We start from the raw sequence: 20,030 nt of genomic DNA on the forward strand, positions 1-20,030 counted from the left end.
GCCGGACCACTCTGATTGGAAGGCACGACCATGGCGGGACCCGTCCTGGAAATGCGCTCGATCGTCAAGACCTTTCCCGGCGTCAAGGCGCTGTCGGACGTCACGCTGACCGTCCAGCAGGGCGAGGTCCACGCCATCTGCGGGGAGAACGGCGCCGGTAAGTCGACCCTGATGAAGGTCCTCTCCGGCGTCCACCCGCACGGCACCTACGACGGGGACATCCTCTTCGAGGGGGAGGTCTGCGAGTTCAAGGACATCCGGGCGAGCGAGCACCGCGGCATCGTCATCATCCACCAGGAGCTGGCGCTGTCGCCGTTCCTCTCCCTCGCGGAGAACATCTTCCTCGGCAACGAGCACGCCAAGGGCGGGTTCATCGACTGGCGGGAGACCCTGCGGCACGCCACCGAACTGCTGCGCCGGGTCGGTCTGTCCGACCACCCCGACACCCGCGTCGCCGACATCGGCGTGGGCAAGCAGCAGCTGGTGGAGATCGCGAAGGCGCTGTCGAAGAAGGTGAAGCTGCTCATCCTGGATGAGCCGACCGCGGCCCTGAACGACGAGGACAGCGGCAAACTCCTGGATCTGATCCTGGAGTTGAAGAAGCAGGGCATCACCTCGATCATCATCTCCCACAAGCTCAACGAGATCCGCAAGGTCGCCGACTCGGTGACGATCCTCCGCGACGGCAAGACCATCGAGACCCTCGATGTGAAGTCGCCGGAGACCACCGAGGACCGGATCATCAGCGGGATGGTCGGCCGGGACCTGGAGCACCGCTTCCCCGACCGCACCCCGCACGAGCCGGAGGAGGGCGCGGCGCCCGCGCTGGAGATCCGCGACTGGACCGTGCACCACCCGATCGACCAGCAGCGCAAGGTCGTCGACGACGTGTCGATCCAGGTCCGGCGCGGCGAGATCGTCGGCATCGCCGGCCTGATGGGCGCCGGCCGTACGGAGCTCGCCATGAGCGTCTTCGGACGGACGTACGGCCGCTACCACGGCGGCAAGGTGTTCAAGGACGGCAAGGAGATCCGTACGAAGACCGTCCCCGAGGCGGTCAGGAACGGCATCGCGTACGTCACCGAGGACCGCAAGCACTACGGCCTCAACCTCATCGACACCATCAACCGCAACATCTCGCTCAGCGCGCTGGGCAAGGTCGCCAAGCGGGGCGTGGTCGACGAGCACGAGGAGCGGCAGGTCGCCGAGGGCTTCCGCAAGTCCATGAACATCAAGGCGCCGACCGTCTTCGAGCCGGTGGGCAAGCTGTCCGGCGGCAACCAGCAGAAGGTCGTCCTCAGCAAGTGGATCTTCGCCGGTCCCGATGTGCTGATCCTGGACGAGCCGACGCGTGGCATCGACGTCGGTGCCAAGTACGAGATCTACACGGTCATCGACCAGCTGGCCGCCCAGGGCAAGGCGGTCGTCTTCATCTCCTCCGAGCTGCCCGAACTGCTCGGCATGTGTGACCGCATCTACACGATGGCCGCGGGGCGGCTGACCGGTGAGTTCTCGCGGGCCGAGGCCTCGCAGGAATCGCTGATGCGTCAGATGACGAAGGACAAAGAGGTATCCCGATGAGCACGGATGTGACCGCCAAGAACCCGGCCCCCGCGCCGCCGGGCAAGAGCTCAGGGGCCGCGGACGACGGCCTGCTCCAACTGGTGCTGGACGGCATGCGCCGCAACATGCGGCAGTACGGCATGCTGATCGCCCTCGGCCTGATCGTGGTGCTGTTCGCCGTGTGGACCGACGGCGACCTGCTGCTGCCGCGCAACGTCTCCAACCTGGTGCTGCAGAACAGCTACATCCTGATCCTCGCGATCGGCATGATGCTCGTCATCATCGCGGGCCACATCGACCTGTCGGTCGGCTCGTTGACGGCGTTCGTGGGCTCGATGGCAGCCGTGTTCATGGTCAAGAACGACATACCATGGGTCCTCGCCGTTGTGCTGTGTCTGGCCATCGGTGCGCTCGCGGGTGCGGCGCAAGGGTTCTTCATCGCGTATCTCGGCATACCGTCGTTCATCGTGACCCTGGCGGGCATGCTGATCTTCCGTGGTCTGACCGAGATCTTCCTTGAGGGCCAGACGCTCGGCCCGTTCCCCGAGGGTCTGCAGAAGGTCGCCAACGGCTTCCTGCCCGAGGTCGGCCCGGAGACCAACTACCACAATCTGACGCTGCTGATGGGCTTCGCCCTGATCGGCTTCGTGGTGCTCCAGGAGTTCCGTGACCGCAGGCGGCAGCAGGAGTTCGCGCTGGACGTGCCGCCCACCAGCCTCTTCCTGCTCAAGCTGGTGGCGATCGGCGCCGCCGTGCTCACCATCACAATGCTGCTGGCCAGCTACAAGGGCGCCCCGATCGTGCTGCTGATCCTGGGTGCGCTGCTCGTCGGCTTCGGCTACGTGATGCGCAACGCGATCATCGGCCGGCACATCTACGCCATCGGCGGCAACCTGCCCGCGGCCAAGCTGTCGGGTGTGAAGGACAAGAAGGTCGTCTTCCTGATCTTCCTGAACATGGGCATGCTCGCGGCTCTGGCGGGTCTGGTCTTCGCCGCCCGCTTCAACGCCGCCTCGCCCAAGGCCGGCCTCAACTTCGAACTGGAGGCGATCGCGGCCTCGTTCATCGGCGGTGCGTCGATGAGCGGCGGCGTCGGCACCGTCCTCGGCGCGATCATCGGTGGCCTGGTCCTGGGTGTGCTGAACAACGGTATGAACCTCGTCGGCATCGGCACCGACTGGCAGCAGGTCATCAAGGGCCTGGTGCTCCTGACGGCGGTCGGGTTCGACGTGTGGAACAAGCGCAAGGTCGGTTCGTAGGTCCAAGCACAGGGTCCCGCCGGAAGGCGGGGCCCTTCCGCTTCCTCAGTAACGGCGCCAAGAGAGGCAACAAGCCGGTGAAGTCGCTCTTCGGCACGCTCGCCGACGGCACGAAGGTCCACAGCTGGGCGCTGGCCAACGGCGGCACCCGGATGAAGGTCCTCTCCTACGGCGGCATCGTGCAGTCCCTGGAGGTCCCGGACCGGCGCGGCCGGTACGCCAACATCTCCCTGGGCTTCGACAACATCGAGGACTACGTCGCCAAGAGCCCGTACTTCGGCGCGCTGATCGGCCGCTACGGCAACCGCATCGGCGAGGGCAGGTTCACCCTGGACGGCAAGGCCTACCAGCTCTCCGTCAACGACGGCGAGAACAGCCTGCACGGCGGCGCCAAGGGCTTCGACAAGCGCGTGTGGGACATCGAGCCGTTCACCAAGGGCTCCGACGTCGGCCTGCACCTGCACTACACCTCCGTCGACGGCGAGATGGGCTACCCGGGCACGCTCAAGGTGAAGGTGACGTACACCCTCACCAAGCACGGCGACTGGCGCATCGACTACGAGGCCACCACCGACCAGGCCACGGTCGTCAACCTCACCAGCCACGTGTACTGGAACCTCGCGGGCGAGGGCAGCGGCACGATCGAGAACCACGAGCTGAAGATCGCCGGGTCCCGCTACACCCCCGTCGACTCGGGCCTCGTCCCCACCGGTGAGCCGGCCCCCGTCGCGGGCACCCCCTTCGACTTCCTCCGCACCAGGCGAATCGGCGAGCACCTGCGCGAAGCCCACCAGCAGCTGCTGTACGCCCAGGGCATCGACCACAACTGGGTGCTGGACAAGGGCATCTCGCCGCGCCCCGAGTGGTGCGCCACGCTGAAGGACCCGTCCTCCGGCCGCACCCTGCGCATGGCGACCACCGAGCCGGGCCTGCAGTTCTACTCCGGCAACTTCCTCGACGGCACGCTCGTCGGTTCGGGCGGCAACGTCTACCGGCAGGGCGACGCGCTGTGCCTGGAGACGCAGCACTTCCCGGACTCGCCGAACCAGCCGTCGTTCCCGTCGACGGTGCTGCGCCCCGGGCAGACGTACCGTTCGACGACGGTGCACTCGTTCACCTGCTGACGGATCTTCACAGGTGGCACACAAGTTCTCACCGATTTCTCAGTGGTTGAACAGCGCCACCCCAGCCTCCGTATGTATGGGCGGCCCGTGCTCCCCCGCGCGGGCCACCCAAACACGGAGGTTCCATGTGGCCGACAACGTCACCTCGCTGTTCCGCAGCACCGCGGCACACAGCCCGTCAATGGCGGCGCTGACGCGGGAGGGCGGCGACGGGGCCGGTCCGGTCGACTTCTGCATTCCCTGCAACCCGTACTTCCCGACGCCGGAGATGTTCCAGGACATGGCGTCCCGGTTGCGGGACATCATCACGTACTACCCGAGCAGCGCCGACACGATCACCGCCGAACTGTGCAGCCTGCTCCAGCTTCCGCCGCAGTGCGTGGCGATGGGCAACGGATCCACCGAGCTGATCACCTGGATCGATCACCTGCTGGTCCGTGAGTCCCTCGCCATCCCCGTCCCCACGTTCGGCCGCTGGACCGACCAGCCGATGGAGACCGGCAAGCGGGTCGACATGTTCCCGCTGCAGGAGTCCAGCGGTTTCGCCCTGGACCTCGCCCAGTACGCCGAGTTCATCCGCGCCCGCGGGACGCGGGTCGCGGTGATCTGCAACCCGAACAACCCCGACGGCGGCTACCTCCACAAGCACGCGCTCGTGCAGTTCATGGACGCGATGGCCGACCTGGACCTGGTCATCATCGACGAGTCCTTCCTGGAGTTCGCCGACGCCGAGCAGGAGCCGTCGGTCGTCCAGGAGGCGATGCTCCGCCCGAACGTCATCGTCCTGCGCTCCCTCGGCAAGAACTTCGGTCTGCACGGCATCCGCTTCGGCTATCTGGTCGCCAACCCGGCGCTCGCGGGCATGGTCCGCTCGATGCTGCCCAAGTGGAACCTCAACGCCTTCGCCGAGCACGTGGTGTTCATGCTGAAGGAGCACGGAGCCGAGTACGCGCAGAGCCTGCACCAGGTGCGGCGCGACCGTCTCGACATGGCCAGCCATCTGGCCCAGCTGCCCGGTCTGACGGTCTATCCGTCACAGGGCAACTTCCTCTTCGTGCGCCTCCCCGTGGGCGCCGAGGGCACGGTGGTCCGGGACCGGCTGCTCACCGAGCACCGGATCCTGGTCCGCGAGTGCGGCAACAAGATCGGTTCGTCCAGCCGCTTCCTGCGACTCGTGGTGCGCCCCCAGGTGGACGTGCGTCGCCTGGTGTCCGGCCTGGAACAGGTGCTCTACGGGACCAGGAGGGGAGCCGCCGTACCCGAGCTCGGTACAGGGACCAACTACAGCTCGGGTACGGCGGCCGTGGACCGCTTGGTCAGCTCCACCAACGGCGCCGGGATGCCCGGCATCGCCGCGCAGGCGATGGCCGCAGCGATGCCCGCGCCCGCGCCTGCGGCGCCTCAGCCGCAGGGGGTGCCGCAGGATACCGGCATGCCGATGCCCGCGCCGGCTCCGGTGGCCCCGATGCCGGCGCCCGCCCCGGCCCCTGCTCCAGCCCCGGCCCCTGCTCCCGCACCCGTCGCCCCCATGCCGGCTCCCGCACCCGTCGCCCCCATGCCGGCTCCCGCACCCGTCGCTCCCGCGCCGATGCCGTTCCCGTCGCCCGTGGCGCCGGCCGCGGCCGCGGTGCCCGCACCCACCCCGCCCGGGGTGCCGGCTCGGGGTGGGCTCACGGCCGCGCAGGTGCGGGGTACGACGGGTCCGGGGCTCACTCCCGCACCGGCCACCGGGTGGCCGAACGCGCAGAGTTGGCCGAATCCGGCAGGGATGGGACAGGCCGGGTAGCGCCCGCGCTGAAGGCGGTGCGGTCGGACGACGTCTTGGCGGCGATGCCGCCGCCGGTCGCGTACAGCAGGTACTGGCCCGACGAGGTGCGGAGCATCGTCGGGTCGTGCGTGACGACGGAGCCGGTGACCCGGCCGGGGTTGGGGTAGGCCGACGCCGAGGACGGGATCAGGGCGAGGAGGGCGGCGGCGGGGAGGGCGAGGAGGGCGGTGCGCCTGCGGGGAGTGCGGAGGGTGCGGCTCATGCGGGTCCTCCTTGAGTGCGGGGGCTCCTGTCGCCCGAGATGGCGTCCTACATCTCGGACAATGCTCGTAAGTTCGAACGGACCGTAGAATCGGATCACTTGCACGTCAATGGTCCGGGCAGCCCCAACTCACCCGCCCCGGCCGCGTTTCCCACACCGTTTATTCACGGTGTAATCGGTCCGTCACTCCTTATGCTTGGGTGTCGGCTGAACACACTCGGGGGACGAGACAGTGACCCAGCAGAACTCGGTGACCCGGCAAGCCCCGACGCCGCACCGCACCGCCCCGCACGCCAGCGAGGCGACGCGACTGCTGTGCGCCGGTACCTACCTCGACGAGACGTACCGCCGCACGGTGATAGAGGAGCTCTACGTCCACGACGAACGCATCGTCGCCCCCTCGTTCGGCTTCGACGCGGCCCGCGTCCTGGCCCACGCCCTGCGCGCGCAGCGCCTGCAACTGGGCTGGGCGGCGGCGGTGCTGGCGCTGTGGATCGTCGGTGTGCCGCTCACCAACTGGCTCAGCCTGATGTTCCTGCTGCCGGTGGCGCTGATGTACCTGGCCACCAGGGTGCGCGGACCGGCCCCACGGCCCGCCTGGTACCGCCGCGCCCCGGCCTGGATCCTGCGCCTGTACGCGCGCCTCTCCGTGGTCTACGCCGTACTGACGCTGTACTCGCGCGCCACCGAGGACTACGACCTGCTGGAGTCGGTCAGCGACCTCTCGAACTTCCTCCTGGTCCCCGGCCTGACGCTCCAGCAGGCGATCCTCGAAACGTCTCGCCTCAACGCCTGGATCGCGCTGTTGCTGCCGCTGCTGGTGGCGCTGGGCGTCGGCGTCGAGCGCCACCAGTTCTCCCGTGCGCTGGCCGGCGAGCTGTCCCGTCCGAAGTTCCCCGACGCGGCCGCCGACCCCGCCGAACGGACCACGCAGGGCGGCCGCTTCCACCACCTTCGGGACCGCATCCGCACCGAGCAGAGCGCCGGGCTGGTGATGTACCGGGCGGACCGTCCGTTCTGCGGCGCGGGATCCCCGTACGACACCTGGTCCCTGTCGGTCGAGCTGCGCCCCCGCGACGACCTCGCCAAGCCCGCACTCCCCCTGGACAACGACACGATCCTCAACCGCATCAGGCCCCTGCTGGAGGCCCTGCGCGAGCCGTCGACCGCCCGCACCCCGAAGGGAGCGGCGGCGGTGCGGGACCGTCTGCGCCAGCTCCAGATCGACGAGTGCGTCTTCCTCCCGGTGGACGGACTGCCCGGCAGACAGTACGCCCCTTACGCCCCCGGCCAGTTCGAGGAGCACCGCGCCCGCGCCGTCGAGGAGGGCGGTGAGACCCGGCGCCACTTCCTGCGCGTACAGGTGGGCGGCTGGGAGGAGGAGCTGGTCACGACCGTCTTCGTCCGCGTCCACACCCAGGGCGGCATGCTGATGCTGGAGGTCGCGCCGCACGTCCTGCGCCCGGTACGGCCGCAGTTCCGCGAAGCCGACCGGCTGGCCCACGACTTCCTGCACGCCAACCCGCTCGGCAAGGCGGTCTGGGCCCTGTCCCGGGTCCCGCACACCGCCGGCGAGTCCGTGGTCACCGTATGGCGGACCCTCACCCTGCTGGGCCGGGTGGTCTCCCGGGGCTCGGGACGGGCGATGCCGGACGGGCCGTCCGTGTCGATCCGCGAGCTCGGCTCGGACGACGAGGCGTCACTGTTCCAGGAGATGGACCACCAGCGCTACCTCAAGACGATCCAGGACCGGGTGGCCAACGGCGTACGCCGCGCACTGCGCGAGGCCGGCTACCGCACCGAGGAGTTCGAGCAGAAGGTCATCAACGTCAGCAACGGCGGCGTGCTGATCGAGCAGGCCAGCGGAGCGTTTGCCTTCGGCGAGCACGGTGAGGCCAACAACTGGGAGGCCGAGCGCCGGAGTACCGGGCATTCGGCCGTCGGGAATTCGGGAGCCGGAAGTTCGGGAGCCGGGAATTCGGCAGGGATGGAGGGAAACAGTGGCAGCGGATGAGGAGAAGCCGGGCAGCGGCTCCCAGCACATCCACATCGGCTCGGCGAAGGGGGCGTTCGCCTTCGGCGGGAACAGCGTGGCGAACAACTACGAGGCCCCGCCGCAGCAGCCGACCGACGAGCAGCAGCAACTGCTCCAGCTGGTAGGGCAGTTGCGCGAGGAGCTCCGGTCCTTCGCCGTGAGCCCCGAGACCTCCCGGCTGACAGACAGGCTCGACGAGACGCAGGGCGAGATCCAGAACACCGGCGAGGCCAGCCCGAGCAGCCTGACCCGCCTGCGCCAGGCCCTCCAGGACGCGGCCACGGCGGTGGGCCTGGCGGCGTCGGGGGCAGCGGTGGCACAGGCGGTGACGGCCCTGTTGGGAGGATGACGGAGGGTGGCGGCGGAATGAGCGGCATATCGGGGGACGGCGGGGCGTCGGGGGGCGGCGGCATCCGCTGGAACGACGAGACGCAGAGCTGGGAGGCGGCGGGCGGTTCGGGGGCGCCGGTCCCACCGACGGCACCGCCTCCGCCGGTGCCCTCGTACGCCCCGCCGGTACCGGCCGAGGGGCAGGGCGAGGACCCGACGTACACGGTGACGCCGCCGCCCGCCCCGTTACCGAGGTCACGCCGCACGACGGCGATCATCGCGGGCGTGACGGTCGCGGTGGTCGCGGGGGCGGTGGCCTTCGGCGTGCTGGCGTTGCAGGACGACGACGCGGGGACGGACGTGAGCGCATCACCGACGGCTACGGCGAGTTCCACCACAGGTGCGGGTGGCGGCGTGCCCACGGACACGGCCGGCACCTGGTCCACGGAGTCGCCGTCGCTGTCGACGTCACCGTCCCCGACCTCTGACGTGCCGTCGGGATACACGCTCCAGGAGGACACGGCGGGCTTCACGATCGCCGTACCGGAAGGCTGGGAACGCCAGGAGAAGACCAACGGCGTCTTCTACAACTCCCCCGGCGACGTCAGCCTGGTGCAGATCTACACCGACACGGAGGGAAGCCGGACTCCGTACGAGTCGCTGCGCAATACGTCGAAGACCCTGAGCGCGAACGAGAACTACCGCCAACTCAGCCTCCAGGAGGCCCCGGACGGCCCCGGTGAGCAGGCGGCGGAACTGATCTACGCGTACGACCGCCCGGACGGCACCCGGCGCCAGGTCGTGGACCGCGCGTTCGTGGCCGAGAACGGCACGCAGTACGCGGTGCTGGTGGCGGGGCCGGAGAAGATCTGGCCACGGCAGCGGGAGACTCTCCAGGTGGCGTTGACCTACTTCTCGGCGCCGTGACCTCGCCATAGATCGACTTCGACGCGAACGGTCTTTCCGGGCGCCGGCTCACGGTCCACCACCTCCCAGCGATCCGCCAGGGCGTCGACCAGGACGAGTCCGCGGCCGTGTTCGTCGAGGGGGTGGGGAGGTCGTACGTCGCCGGGTTTCGGGGGGCGGGGCTCGGTACGGGTGTCGCTGACCTCGATACGGACGCTGCCGGTCGGCAGCGACAGCCGCAGCTCGAAGTCCCGTCCCGGGACGCGGCCGTGGGTGACGGCGTTGGCGGCCAGTTCGGCGACGATCACGGCGGCGGCCTCGGAGGTGTAGCTCCCGTGGGGGATGCCCCAGGCGTGGAGCTGGGTGAGGGCCAGGTGCCGGGCCAGGCGGGCGCCTCGGGGAGTGGCGCTGAGGCGCTGGGTGAACACACGTACGGTGACGGGAGGTTGGGGGGTGCGTGGTGCTGGCATGGGCTCAATCTGGCGGGTTCGCGGGGCAGTTCACCAGGTGAGCGGCGCGTACGCTGCGGGAGCGTACGCGGTTACGCGCTGGACAGTACTTGTGACCACCCGTAACCATGTGCGCGGGAGGTGACCGACGGTGGTCGATGGTGCGGTGGGGACGGGTGCGGTTGCGGGCGGCGAGCCTGAGTCCTCGGACAGTCTGCGGACGTTCGGGGCGGTCGTGCAAGCGTTGCGGGAGCATGCCGGGTTGAGCCGGGAGGAGTTCGGCGACCAGGTGGGGCTCTCCAAGCACACGGTCGCGTCGATCGAGCAGGGACGACGGATGCCGGACCCGAGGTTCGGCGAGCGGGCGGAGGGGGTGCTGGGGAACACGGGGGCCTTGACGAGGGCGGAGCGGCATCTGGCTCGGCAGCCAGGGTTGGCGGCGTGGTTTCGGCAATGGGCTCGACTGGAGACGACTGCGATCACGCTGTGCACCTACGAGTGCCGGATGATCCCCGGCCTGCTTCAGACGAAGGCATACGTGCAGGCGTTGGCCGCCGACCAGTTGCCACCCTTGGACGACCCACAGATCGAGGAGCGGTGGGCTGCGCGGGCAGAGCGGCAGCAACTGCTGCGGGAGCGTCCCAACACGGCGTTCAGCTTCATCCTCGAAGAGCACCCGTTCCTGCGACGCACGGGTGGGGTGGAGGTGACGCGCGCACTCATCGATCACGTACTGGAGATCGCCAAGCTGCGGAATGTCGAGATCCAGATCATGCCCCTCGTGCAGGAATCGCACGCCGGGCTTCAGGGGCCCATGCGGCTTCTCGAAACCCCGGAGAACAAGTGGTTCGCCTACTGCGAGGGGCAGGAGAGCGGGCAGTTGGTCTCCGACCGGAAACTGGTCAGCGTGCTCCAAAGCCGGTATGCCAGGATGCGTTCACAGGCTCTCACCCCGAAGGACTCCATGAGCCTGTTGCAGCGGATGCGAGGAGACCTATGAGTACGTCCGAACTGTCCTGGTTCAAGAGCAGCTACAGCAGCGCATCCGGCGACGACTGTGTCGAAGTGGCCCTCGCCTGGCACAAGTCCAGCTACAGCAGCGGCGGCGACTGCGACTGCGTCGAGGTCGCCACCTGCCCCCACACCATCCACGTCCGCGACTCCAAGGCACCGGAGGAGCGTCAGCTGGCAGTTTCGTCGGAGACCTGGACGGCGTTCATCTCGTCTTCCGTGATCGCCCTGAATACATGCAGGTGATCCTCGAAACGGGCACCGAACACGTAGGAACCCGCGATGGGCGGACGCGTCATAACGGTGCCCGTGAGGCGTACCCGCAGTCCCGGGAGATGTCGTAGATCCGTCAGGTCGAGCGATGTCACTGCGTCCAGCGCGAGCCCCAGTGTCAGTACCGTCAGGTTGGGAAAGACGCGACGCACCTGCATCACATCGGCGTAATCCCGCAGCCCGACGAACGTCAGTTCCCGGACATGGAACAGCGGCGCAAGGTCGGTCAGGCTGCGGAGCGATCCCATCAGCAGGTTGAGCCGAGCCAACCGAGGTGACCCGGATGCGGCTCGCAGGATTTCCAGCGCGGACACTTGGTCGCCGTGGAAGGTCAACCTCTCCAGGCTCGTCAGGCCGCCCAGGACCGTGAGCCACTCGCCGTGCTCCAGAGCTGTGCACTCCTGCACCGTCAGCACTCGCAAGTGCTCCCGCTGCCGCAGGAAATCGAGGTGGGCGATCTCCTGGTTGTGCCACAGGCCGATCGCCTCGATGTCCCGCACCGGCAGATGTGCGTCGAGTTCTTCCACGGGATACGACCCCACCACGATGACCTCGGAGATCGAGCCCAGGTGTGGAAGTTGAGCGAGCTGCGCGCTGTTGACGACAGCCAGGCTCCGTATACGGGACCCAGCCAGTACCTCGCGGGCGTATTCCTCGGCAGGTTGACGCTGCCAACCGCTGACGATGCAGTCGGCGACGGAGTTGGGGACGGAGGAGTGCGCTGCGTACCGGTGCAGCCTTTGCCGTGCCTCCGCCGTACGGATCCGGGTCAGGGCATCGACGGTGTAAACAGCCATACCGCCCTGCAGGCCTTCCGGTCCTGGCAACAGATCCACCGCCCACGCGCCCAGGCTCGTGACATCAGCGCCCTCCGGGTGACTCCGCGGCGGCATCAAGCGGCGCACGCGTTCCCGCACGACCCCCATCACCTCTGGGTTCAGTGCGAGCAGACTCGTCACACACTGGGCGGCCAGCAGATGGAGGTACCACTTCCTCTCCCGCTCCTCAGCGGCGTCACCGAACTCGATCAGCTTCTCGATGACGTGCTGCGCATCCATCCGTGTCGCGTGTCCGACGGCCAGGACGATCACATCCCTCCACGTCGGGTCACTCGCGTGTCGCAGTAGCTCGAAGACGTACCCGCTCTCGTTGAACTCCTTGGCGGCCAGGAAGTCCTGGAAGGTGCGGTGGATGAACTGGATCGCGTCGTCCGTGCGCTCCTGGAGCAAACCGCTGCGTTCAAGGAGGAAGCGCAACACGCGGTCAGGCGTCGTCCGGTCGCGGAACTGCGGCATGTCCCGCATGGCGAGGTCGAGCTGGTGACTCGCCTGCTCGTGGCTCATCTGCTGCCGTCCGGTGCGGATCAGCCAGATGGCCAGCCGTTGGAGCAGGACGTGCTGTTCGTCCGAGTCGAGAGTGATGTCATCGGGGGCGACACCGCGACCGGCGTCACGGCCGCCGAGGAGCATGGCGAGAGCGGCTCGGTACAGCGACCAGCGGGTCGTGGGCAAGAGACCGCGACGCCGACGGTGCAGGGCACAGATGACGGCGCAGAGGAGCGGCGTGCGGGCGAGGTCGCGCAGCGCCTGGTTCTGCCCGAGCTGGTGGACGAGATCCTGCTCCAGAGAGATGAGCAGGTCTCTTTCGTCGCCGCACCGGCCGGTGTCGTAGGCGTATTCACACTCCAGGCGGGCGGCATTGTGCCAGGCGGTGACGAAGGCCTCGATGTCCTCGTCGCTCATGGGCAGCAGCGTCAGCTCTTCGAAGCGCTCGGCGTGCAGCCAATCCTTCTCGACAGCGTCCGGGCGGACGGTGGCCAGGCATCGAGTGTCCGGATACCGGTCGAGGAGCGCGCACAGCCAATGGCGGGCCTTCTCCCTTTCCAGCGGCGGAACTTCGTCCAGACCGTCCACGAGCAGCAACCCTCGGCCGGCCTCCAGGACTCGACCGGCCCAGCCGTCCGGGGCGTTTTCCGAGAGGACTCGTACGGCGGACAGCAGCTCCGATACCGCCGGGAACCGGCCGCCCCGCGCGTACACCTCGCGCATGGGGACGACGAAGGGCACAAGGCCGTTCAGCTTGGCGAGGTCCTCGTTGAGGCTGCCATTCGCCGCGTGGGCCGCCAGCCACCAGACGAGGGTGGTCTTGCCGGCACCTGCCTGCCCGCGCAGCAAAGTGCGGGGGCGTCCCCTCAGCAGGGTGTCGATGCGTTCCGCGGAGGACCCTGCCTCCTGGTGCATATCGGGGGTGGTCTCGGCTTCCAGGCTCAGATACGCCGTGTCGAGGTTCCAGCGGGACTCAGTACGGCCGAGTTCCTCGATGCCGAAGATCTCCGTCTTGCGATACTGCGCGGCCAGGTCCTTGGCATACCGGGCTTCGAACGACTCGTCCTCGGGATGAACATCGGTGATCTGCTCGAAATTGCCGGGCCAGAGGATCCGCTCGGCCGACTTGGCCATCACGGCTTCCATCGGGGCACCTTCGATCCTGAGGTGGGAGCGGCCACGGGGCACCTGAGTAACGACCCCGAGGAGCACCGCTCCCGCGAAGACAGGTGCCCCGGACAGTCCTGCCAGCGGTGAGTCTCCGCCGCCTCGTTCGTCTGCGGCAGGGACGTCGAGTTCGCAGACGAGCACGTCCCTCATACGTCCGGCCATGGGCAGCACGGTCGTGCGGTACTGGTCGTATTCCAGGTCCTCACCCAGGTCCCCGTAGCGCTGGGTTCGGGGGAATCCCACGATCTGGCAGTGCGACAGCGGCGAGCGGGTGGCGATGCTGCCCTTCCGGAGCCACCCCAGGGGAGCGGCACGCCCGGCACTGATCACCTCCGACTCGACTCGCAACGCGGCGACGTCAAGGGATTCGTCGGCCCACAGGACCTCGCACCTCACCGGTCTCCTGCTCGACGGGTGAATCACCTCGATGACATCGCTGCCGTCCACCACGTGCTGCGCGGTGAGCACCATCCGGCGGCCGAACAGCACACCGCTTCCCTGCCCCGCCCCGAAAACCGCGACAACCCGGTCCGCGACCCTCCCCGCGATCACTCCGCGTCTCCCCCCTGGCCGAACCGGGCCACACTCCCCCGACTCTCGTTCCGCACCTTCCACGGCTGCCCGGTCCGGGAGTCCAGCGCCCTGAGTGTCACCGCGACCCGATGAGTCCGGGTCGTACCCCCGCCCCCGTCGACCCCGGCCTCCACCACCCACGCCTTCACCTTGACGCCCCCCTTGGCCTCCCTGCGCAGCTCGACACTGAACTCCAGCTCGATGTCGCCCACTTCGAAGACCACGTCCTGCCCGGACGAACGCCCCGCCGCAGTGATCAGTTCATCCCGTACGGCCTGCACGGCATCGGCCAGTTCGATCCGGTCGTCACTCATGTGCCCCACGCTAGAGAGGCATTGACACCCGCCGCCATCGATTCACGCCAACCGCGATGCGCACGCGGCGACGCGGTCGCGGTCTCGGCCCGGTCCCGGCGTCGGCACCCTCGGCGACATCAGGCCGACGAAGGCAGCCGCAACCCCTGGAGGAGCAGTTCGATCAGTCGCCGGGGATCGTAGCGAGGGTCGCTGTCACGCCCGATGCAGAGGTTGCCGACGCCCCGCATCAGTTCGTAGGGCTGCATGCCGGGCCTGATCTCACCGGCGTCGACCGCGGCGTCGAGCAACTGCGCGCAGACGGGTTCCAGGCGGTCGAGGAAGTAGGAGTGCAGCGCGGCGAAGCGGCTGCTGTCCGACTGCAGGGCGTCGGCCAGCCCGTGCTTGGTGACCAGGAAGTCGACGAAGAGGTCGATCCACTGACCGAGCGCGGCGAACGGGGAGTCCTCGTCGGCCAGCAGCCTCGGGCCCGCCTCGGCGCACTCCTCGATCTGGTGGCGGTAGACGGCGGTGACGAGATCGGCCCGGGTCGGGAAGTGCCGGTAGATCGTCCCCATCCCGATGCCCGCCTTGGCCGCGATCTGGCGGATCGGCGCGTCGACACCCGAGGTGGCGAAGACCTCGGCGGCGGCGGCGAGCAGCGCCTGCTGGTTACGCACCGCGTCGGCCCGCTTGGTTCGGGCCGACGCCTTCCCGGCGGCCTTGCCTGCGGTGCTCCCGGCGCTGTTCTCGGCGGACATCCGGCTTTCCTTCGACGCGGTTGACAAAGCGGAACAGCGCTCCGGATACTAAGTGGAGCAGCGTTCCGCTTCAGTTTAGTCGAAGCCGGGTGCCTCCTACCACCGTGCCCACGCCTGCCCATCCCTGCCCATCCCTCGAAGGGAAAGCGCGCACCATGACCGCATCCGCGCACGTCACCGCCGTCGACTCACCCACACCGGTCCTGTCCTTCGGCCCAGTGACCCTGCACATCCCCGGACGCCCCGTGGACCTGCAGATACGCATCACCGCACCCGCCACCGGAACCGACCTGCCCGTCATCCTCCTCTCCCACGGCCACGGCCCCTCGAACAACCTCTCCTCGCTGAACGGCTACGCACCGCTCGCCAACTCCTGGGCGGCACACGGGTTCACCGTCATCCAGCCCACGCACCTCAGCTCCAGGACCCTGAGCCACCTGCCCGCCGACACCCCTGGAGCGCCCTTCTTCTGGCGCTCACGCGCCGAGGACATGACGCACATCCTCGACCGGCTCGACGCGGTCGAGTCGGCGGTGCCGCAGCTCTCCGGCCGCCTGGACCGCACCAGGATCGCCGTCGCGGGACACTCGCTCGGCGGTCACACCGCCGGCCTCCTGCTGGGCGCCCGCATCACCGACCCCGACAGCGGGGAAGAGGTCGAGCTCGCCGAGCCCCGCATCACCGCGGGCGTACTGCTGGCCCCGCCCGGCAGGGGCGGCGACATCCTGAACGGACCCATGGCCGAGGTCCTGCCGTTCGTCCACACCACCGACTTCTCCACCATGACCACCCCCGCCCTGGTCGTCGCGGGCGACAAGGACGACCCCCGGCACTTCACGGACATCGGGCCGGTCTGGCACACCGACCCCTACACCCTCGCCCCCGGCCCCAAGACCCTGCTCACCCTGTTCGGCGCGGAGCACGGACTCGGGGGGATCGCCGGATACGACGCCGCCGAGACCACCGACGAGAACCCCGAGCGGGTCACCGCCCTCGCCCGCCTCACCTCGGCCTACCTCCGCACCCGGCTGCACCCCGGCGACGACAGCTGGCAGACGGCCCGCGACGCCCTGACGACCGGCCCCCACGCTTTCGGACGAGTCGAGTCCAAGTAGCGCCGGAGACCATGACCGGCAAGGACCTTGACCGGCCGTCACTTTGCCCAACCGACAGCCCATCAACAGGCTCTCTCTTTGCGGTGCCGTGTCCATGACAGACACATCCTCGAACGGCACCCCGAAGGCAAAACGGCAACAACGAGCCCGACAACGGCACCTTCCTGCGCGGCGGCGTCCTCACCGACTCCAGCGGCGTCGCCAACATCACCACCGTCTACCCCGGTTGGTACAGGGGCCGCTGCGATCACCGCGAGAGTCGCCGCGCTCTCGCCGTACTCGGCCAACGCCGTCGCCCGCACCACCCTCGCCCAGGACTCCATCTACGACGACGGAGGCGCCGCGTCGGGGCTCATGACCCTCACCGCACTGGGCAGTTCACCCTCCGCCGGCTACAGGGGGACGCCCACCCTGGGGGTGGAGAACTGACCTGACCCGCACAACAGGCCGCGCCCGCTGCGAGAAGCGGGCGCGACCGGTCCATGTAGGGCTACCTGCCGGGGCACTCCTTCCACGCCAGGTGGTACACCGTGCTGATGTCACCGTCCGTCGAGTCCATCGTCATGAAGCTGACCTTGTCCGGCGACGACGTGCCGGCGCTGACTCTCAGCTCGGTGTTGATGTTGAAGTTGCGCTGAACCCCACAGGGCGCCCAGACCAGTTGGGCCCAGTCGGTGCTGTCGGTGGCCTGCCAGCTGTCGGCCAGGGGGCCTCTGAAGGGGTGGTTGCGGAACTGCGTGTTCGATGAGCCCTGGAAGTAGTACGAGGCTCTCTGGATGGCACTCGCGCCGGACTGGAGGGAGGCGAAGCCGCGGTAGTCGGCGCTGGCGATGGCGTACGTGAAGCCCTGCGGGACGTGCACGATCAGGTTGAGCTGGCAGTTCTTGCGGAAGTCCGTGGGATCGGCGTTGCCACCGACCTTGGCGAGGTAGTCGCTGTAGGTCACGGTGAAGGCGGTGTTGTCCTCGGAGACGGCCACGGCGGTGGTGCCCTGGGGGCAGCCGGAGCCGTTCACCGTGGCGACCTTGATGACGATCTTGTCCGGCGGCGGGTCCTCGAACGAGCCGCCGGAGGACTGAGCCGCCTGCGCGGGCAGCGCCGCGGTCAGCAGAGCGGCCAGCGCTCCGCCGCTCAGCAGGAATCGCAGGAGTCCACGTGCCATGGATCTCTCCCTGGGGTTGGGGGGTGGCTGCGCCTCCGGCGACCCAGATCAGACCTCAATGGATCTTTATAGGTTCTTTGAAGAAACAGTGGGGTTTCTGTGAAGCTCGGAGGCGTTGGAATCGTAGGGAGCCCCCTGTGGGGCAGCCAGGTCGAACTCCGGCCATTCACGAGCGAGTTGAGCACGGCCGAGCCGCGCATCCCCGGGTCGTTCACAGCCGCACACCAAGCGATCCTCGGCAGGGCGCCCGACTTCCTCCGCGTCCATATGCGGGTGCACACGGACGTGACGCTCACCGACGACTCGTACACAGGCGGCGAGATCATTCACACCGGCCGGCTCTTCTTCGCGCCGGACATCGGCACGGAGGCCCGCACGACCTCGCCGTACGCGGAAAACACCACGCGGGAGACCCAGTTGGAGGACGACGGCATCCACGACGACGGAGGCGCATCCTCCGGTCCGCCGCCCCTCAGCGCCCTCGGCGACAGGGTGGCGGACGGCCACAAGGCGACCTTGACAGTGAGCGTCAGCAGCGCCTGACACGGCGCTTGCGGATCGCCCACCGGTCCGTCAGGCGGCGCCGACCGGCTGTCGCCCCTCGGCGGGCTCGGCCTCGGCCGTCCGCCCCTCCTTCAGGTGGGCGCGGATCGAGTGTCCGAGGGCGGCGGCCCACAGGGCGTAGAGGGCGACGTAGACCGCCACGGCGGTCACCCCCGACACCGCGAGCCAGTCGCTGTTCAGCAGAGTGCGGACGTTGGTGACGAGGATGACGAGCGCCAGTGCGAGGCGCCCGACATCAGCGTCGTACCGATCTCGGCGAGGTGGACCGTGGCCGAGGCGGCGGCCGGGTTGGTGCCCATCGCCAGCAGCAGGGTGGTCGACGTCACGCCGTATGCCATGCCGAGGCTGCCGTCCACGAGCTGGGCTCCCAGGCCCGCGAGGGCGAGCAGTATCAGCGTGCGCATGCGACCGGCCCCGTCTTTCCGATGTTTCCTACCGGGTTGGTAGGGATGGACGGGACCGGACACTAGGGCATCAGACTGAGGGCGGGCTGAGAGTGTCCATATACAGAGACTCTCAGCCCAGGATGCGGATGCCTCAGCCCAACCGGATCACATTCCAGGACATCGGTTCCAGTACGGCGGTGAGGTGGCCGTCCTTCAGCGCGGTGCCCTCGACCTGGTGCGGAGCGACCCGCTCGGGGTCGTCCAGGGTGTTACGGGCGTCCGGGTCGGCGTCCGCGAGGGCGCTGTGCTCGACGACCGTCGTCAGGTCGAGGCCGTTCAGGGCGACTTCCAGCGGCAGTGCCTCGGTGCGGCTGCGGTTGACCGCGAAGACGGTGACCGTGCCGTCGTCGGCGCGCACGGCGGTGGCGTGCAGCAGGTCGGCCTCGCCGTACTTCGCCGTCTCGTACGTCGGGGAGTCCACGCGCACGTCCAGCACCTGGCCGCGGCCGTACTGTGCGGCCTGCGCGAACGGGAAGAACGTCGTCTGCCGCCACGCCGGGCCGCCCGGCTCGGTCATGATCGGGGCGATGACGTTGACCAGCTGCGCGAGGCAGGCGACGGTGACGCGGTCGGCGTGGCGGAGCAGCGCGATGAGGAGCGAGCCGAAGACGACGGCGTCCATGACGCTGTAGTTGTCCTCCAGCAGGCGCGGCGCCTCCGGCCAGTCCACCAGCGTCTTGGCGTGCGCCTCCCACTCGGACTGGTACCAGACGTTCCACTCGTCGAAGGAGAGGTTGATCTTCTTCTTGGACTTGAGGCGGGCGCCGACGTGGTCGCAGGTCGCGACGACGTTCTCGATGAAGGACTCCATGTCGACGGCGGAGGCGAGGAAGGAGTCGACGTCGCCGTTCTCGGGCCAGTAGTAGGCGTGCAGCGAGATGTGGTCGACCAGGTCGTACGTCTCCTGCAGGACCGTCGCCTCCCACTCGGCGAAGGTCGACATGGCCTGGCCGGAGGAGCCGCACGCCACGAGTTCGACGCTCGGGTCGATCTGACGCATGGCGCGGGCCGTCTCGGCGGCGATACGGCCGTACTCCTCGGCCGTCTTGTGGCCGGTCTGCCACGGGCCGTCCATCTCGTTGCCGAGGCACCAGAGCCTGATGCCGAAGGGGTCCTTGTCGCCGTGGGAGATCCGGAGGTCGGAGAGGGCGGTGCCTTCGGGGTGGTTGGCGTACTCCTGGAGTTCGAGGGCTTCCGCGACACCCCTGGTGCCGAGGTTGACGGCCATCATGGGCTCGGCCTGGGGGCCGATCTTGCGGAGGAAGCCGATGTACTCGGAGAGGCCGAAGCGGTTGGTCTCGGTGGAGTGCCAGGCGAGGTCCAGGCGGCGGGGGCGGTCTTCGGCGGGGCCCACCGAGTCCTCCCACTTGTAGCCCGAGACGAAGTTGCCGCCGGGGTAGCGGATGGCTGTGACGCCGAGTTCGCGGACGAGGTCGAGGACGTCCGTGCGGAGGCCTTCGGCGTCGGCTGTGGGGTGGTTCGGTTCGAAGATGCCGGTGTAGACGCAGCGGCCGAGGTGTTCGACGAAGCTGCCGAAGAGTCGGGGGTTGACCTCGCCGACGGTGAAGGCGGGGTCCAAGGTGAAACGGGCGGTGTGCATGTTGGCCTTTCCAGAGGGGTGGTTCGTGTTTCGTCGGCGGC

At 68.6% G+C, this 20,030-nt stretch carries 18 protein-coding genes and 3 pseudogenes; 12 read left to right on the forward strand and 9 right to left on the reverse strand.

Annotation, left to right across the window (positions count from 1 at the left end):
• The first annotated feature begins 30 nt into the window (after positions 1-30).
• The 4 genes and pseudogenes from mmsA to POF73_RS03530 all read left to right on the forward strand — a co-directional run bounded on the left by mmsA (position 31) and on the right by POF73_RS03530 (position 5,732).
• Positions 31-1,581, forward strand: coding sequence for a multiple monosaccharide ABC transporter ATP-binding protein (gene mmsA / locus POF73_RS03515; RefSeq protein WP_272112935.1), 1,551 nt, complete (start codon positions 31-33; stop codon positions 1,579-1,581).
• The gene (gene mmsB / locus POF73_RS03520) at positions 1,578-2,822 is read left to right on the forward strand and encodes a multiple monosaccharide ABC transporter permease (RefSeq protein WP_272112936.1); all 1,245 of its coding nucleotides are present in this window, start codon (positions 1,578-1,580) and stop codon (positions 2,820-2,822) included. Before mmsA ends, mmsB begins: the two co-directional genes overlap by 4 nt.
• A gap of 56 nt (positions 2,823-2,878) precedes the next feature.
• A pseudogene (locus POF73_RS03525) lies at positions 2,879-3,946 on the forward strand (aldose epimerase family protein); the annotation flags it as partial.
• Between the two features lie 127 nt (positions 3,947-4,073).
• Positions 4,074-5,732, forward strand: a complete 1,659-nt coding sequence (locus POF73_RS03530; RefSeq protein ID WP_272112937.1) for a pyridoxal phosphate-dependent aminotransferase — start codon at positions 4,074-4,076, stop codon at positions 5,730-5,732.
• Here POF73_RS03530 and POF73_RS03535 read toward each other — a convergent pair.
• Positions 5,731-5,976 (reverse strand): annotated as a pseudogene (locus tag POF73_RS03535) (arabinan endo-1,5-alpha-L-arabinosidase); the annotation flags it as partial. The gene POF73_RS03530 and the pseudogene POF73_RS03535 overlap by 2 nt on opposite strands.
• A gap of 232 nt (positions 5,977-6,208) precedes the next feature.
• Here POF73_RS03535 and POF73_RS03540 point away from each other — a divergent pair.
• From POF73_RS03540 to POF73_RS03550, 3 genes are read left to right on the forward strand one after another with little or no spacing between them, the layout of a single operon-like run.
• Entirely contained in the window at positions 6,209-7,990 is a 1,782-nt protein-coding gene (locus tag POF73_RS03540; RefSeq protein ID WP_272112938.1) for a hypothetical protein, read from the forward strand.
• Entirely contained in the window at positions 7,977-8,360 is a 384-nt protein-coding gene (locus tag POF73_RS03545; protein WP_272112940.1) for a hypothetical protein, read from the forward strand. Before POF73_RS03540 ends, POF73_RS03545 begins: the two co-directional genes overlap by 14 nt.
• 17 nt (positions 8,361-8,377) lie before the next feature.
• A complete protein-coding gene (locus POF73_RS03550) occupies positions 8,378-9,268 on the forward strand; it encodes a hypothetical protein (RefSeq protein ID WP_272112941.1) in 891 nt (296 codons plus the stop codon).
• On the opposite strand, the gene POF73_RS03555 is transcribed toward POF73_RS03550, so the two are convergent.
• Positions 9,250-9,717, reverse strand: a complete 468-nt coding sequence (locus POF73_RS03555) for an ATP-binding protein (protein ID WP_272112942.1) — start codon at positions 9,715-9,717, stop codon at positions 9,250-9,252. The two genes, POF73_RS03550 and POF73_RS03555, sit on opposite strands and share 19 nt — an antisense overlap.
• Positions 9,718-9,847: 130 nt before the next feature.
• Between POF73_RS03555 and POF73_RS03560 the strand changes: the two genes are divergently transcribed.
• Both POF73_RS03560 and POF73_RS03565 read left to right on the forward strand, forming a co-directional pair.
• The gene (locus POF73_RS03560; protein ID WP_272112943.1) at positions 9,848-10,696 is read left to right on the forward strand and encodes a helix-turn-helix domain-containing protein; all 849 of its coding nucleotides are present in this window, start codon (positions 9,848-9,850) and stop codon (positions 10,694-10,696) included.
• On the forward strand, positions 10,693-10,953 hold the full coding sequence (locus POF73_RS03565) for a DUF397 domain-containing protein (protein WP_272112944.1): 261 nt from the start codon (positions 10,693-10,695) through the stop codon (positions 10,951-10,953). The genes POF73_RS03560 and POF73_RS03565 overlap by 4 nt, the downstream gene beginning before the upstream one ends.
• Here the strand turns inward: POF73_RS03565 and POF73_RS03570 are convergent.
• The 3 genes from POF73_RS03570 to POF73_RS03580 form a co-directional block, all read right to left on the reverse strand.
• Positions 10,878-14,027, reverse strand: coding sequence for a serine protease (locus POF73_RS03570; protein ID WP_272112945.1), 3,150 nt, complete (start codon positions 14,025-14,027; stop codon positions 10,878-10,880). The two genes, POF73_RS03565 and POF73_RS03570, sit on opposite strands and share 76 nt — an antisense overlap.
• Positions 14,024-14,362 (reverse strand): trypco2 family protein, encoded by a 339-nt coding sequence (locus POF73_RS03575; RefSeq protein WP_272112947.1) that lies wholly within the window; start codon positions 14,360-14,362, stop codon positions 14,024-14,026. The genes POF73_RS03570 and POF73_RS03575 overlap by 4 nt, the downstream gene beginning before the upstream one ends.
• Positions 14,363-14,481: 119 nt before the next feature.
• The gene (locus POF73_RS03580) at positions 14,482-15,102 is read right to left on the reverse strand and encodes a TetR/AcrR family transcriptional regulator (protein ID WP_272112948.1); all 621 of its coding nucleotides are present in this window, start codon (positions 15,100-15,102) and stop codon (positions 14,482-14,484) included.
• Between the two features lie 155 nt (positions 15,103-15,257).
• Between POF73_RS03580 and POF73_RS03585 the strand changes: the two genes are divergently transcribed.
• Positions 15,258-16,217 carry an alpha/beta hydrolase family protein gene (locus POF73_RS03585; protein ID WP_272112949.1) on the forward strand — a complete coding sequence of 320 codons (960 nt, stop codon included), beginning with the start codon at positions 15,258-15,260 and terminating at the stop codon, positions 16,215-16,217.
• A gap of 131 nt (positions 16,218-16,348) precedes the next feature.
• Positions 16,349-16,646, forward strand: a pseudogene (locus POF73_RS03590) (protocatechuate dioxygenase); the annotation flags it as partial.
• Positions 16,647-16,707: 61 nt separating this feature from the next.
• On the opposite strand, the gene POF73_RS03595 reads toward POF73_RS03590, so the two are convergent.
• Positions 16,708-17,379 (reverse strand): DUF4360 domain-containing protein, encoded by a 672-nt coding sequence (locus tag POF73_RS03595; protein WP_272112950.1) that lies wholly within the window; start codon positions 17,377-17,379, stop codon positions 16,708-16,710.
• A gap of 177 nt (positions 17,380-17,556) precedes the next feature.
• On the opposite strand from POF73_RS03595, the gene POF73_RS03600 reads away from it, so the two are divergent.
• On the forward strand, positions 17,557-17,922 hold the full coding sequence (locus POF73_RS03600) for a hypothetical protein (protein ID WP_272112951.1): 366 nt from the start codon (positions 17,557-17,559) through the stop codon (positions 17,920-17,922).
• A 30-nt stretch (positions 17,923-17,952) separates the two neighbouring features.
• On the opposite strand, the gene POF73_RS03605 is transcribed toward POF73_RS03600, so the two are convergent.
• The 3 genes from POF73_RS03605 to arfA all read right to left on the reverse strand — a co-directional run bounded on the left by POF73_RS03605 (position 17,953) and on the right by arfA (position 19,989).
• A complete protein-coding gene (locus POF73_RS03605; RefSeq protein ID WP_272112952.1) occupies positions 17,953-18,093 on the reverse strand; it encodes a hypothetical protein in 141 nt (46 codons plus the stop codon).
• 26 nt (positions 18,094-18,119) lie between these two features.
• Positions 18,120-18,347 carry a TSUP family transporter gene (locus POF73_RS03610; protein ID WP_272112953.1) on the reverse strand — a complete coding sequence of 76 codons (228 nt, stop codon included), beginning with the start codon at positions 18,345-18,347 and terminating at the stop codon, positions 18,120-18,122.
• Positions 18,348-18,480: 133 nt separating this feature from the next.
• Complete coding sequence (arfA, locus tag POF73_RS03615) at positions 18,481-19,989, reverse strand: arabinosylfuranosidase ArfA (protein ID WP_272112954.1); 1,509 nt, start codon at positions 19,987-19,989, stop codon at positions 18,481-18,483.
• Between the last annotated feature and the right edge of the window lie 41 nt (positions 19,990-20,030).

This window comes from Streptomyces sp. HD (assembly GCF_028369295.1).
In the GTDB taxonomy this organism is placed as follows: Bacteria; Actinomycetota; Actinomycetes; order Streptomycetales; family Streptomycetaceae; genus Streptomyces.

Excerpts from the sequence above, each read along its gene's own strand:
- POF73_RS03565 (WP_272112944.1), top strand. The coding sequence starts at position 10,693 with ATGAGTACGTCCGAACTGTCCTGGTTCAAGAGCAGCTACAGCAGCGCA.
- POF73_RS03580 (WP_272112948.1), bottom strand. The coding sequence starts at position 15,102 with ATGTCCGCCGAGAACAGCGCCGGGAGCACCGCAGGCAAGGCCGCCGGG.
- POF73_RS03595 (WP_272112950.1), bottom strand. The coding sequence starts at position 17,379 with ATGGCACGTGGACTCCTGCGATTCCTGCTGAGCGGCGGAGCGCTGGCC.
- mmsB (WP_272112936.1), top strand. The coding sequence starts at position 1,578 with ATGAGCACGGATGTGACCGCCAAGAACCCGGCCCCCGCGCCGCCGGGC.
- POF73_RS03575 (WP_272112947.1), bottom strand. The coding sequence starts at position 14,362 with ATGAGTGACGACCGGATCGAACTGGCCGATGCCGTGCAGGCCGTACGG.
- POF73_RS03610 (WP_272112953.1), bottom strand. The coding sequence starts at position 18,347 with ATGCGCACGCTGATACTGCTCGCCCTCGCGGGCCTGGGAGCCCAGCTC.
- mmsA (WP_272112935.1), top strand. The coding sequence starts at position 31 with ATGGCGGGACCCGTCCTGGAAATGCGCTCGATCGTCAAGACCTTTCCC.
- POF73_RS03550 (WP_272112941.1), top strand. The coding sequence starts at position 8,378 with ATGAGCGGCATATCGGGGGACGGCGGGGCGTCGGGGGGCGGCGGCATC.
- POF73_RS03585 (WP_272112949.1), top strand. The coding sequence starts at position 15,258 with ATGACCGCATCCGCGCACGTCACCGCCGTCGACTCACCCACACCGGTC.
- POF73_RS03555 (WP_272112942.1), bottom strand. The coding sequence starts at position 9,717 with ATGCCAGCACCACGCACCCCCCAACCTCCCGTCACCGTACGTGTGTTC.
- arfA (WP_272112954.1), bottom strand. The coding sequence starts at position 19,989 with ATGCACACCGCCCGTTTCACCTTGGACCCCGCCTTCACCGTCGGCGAG.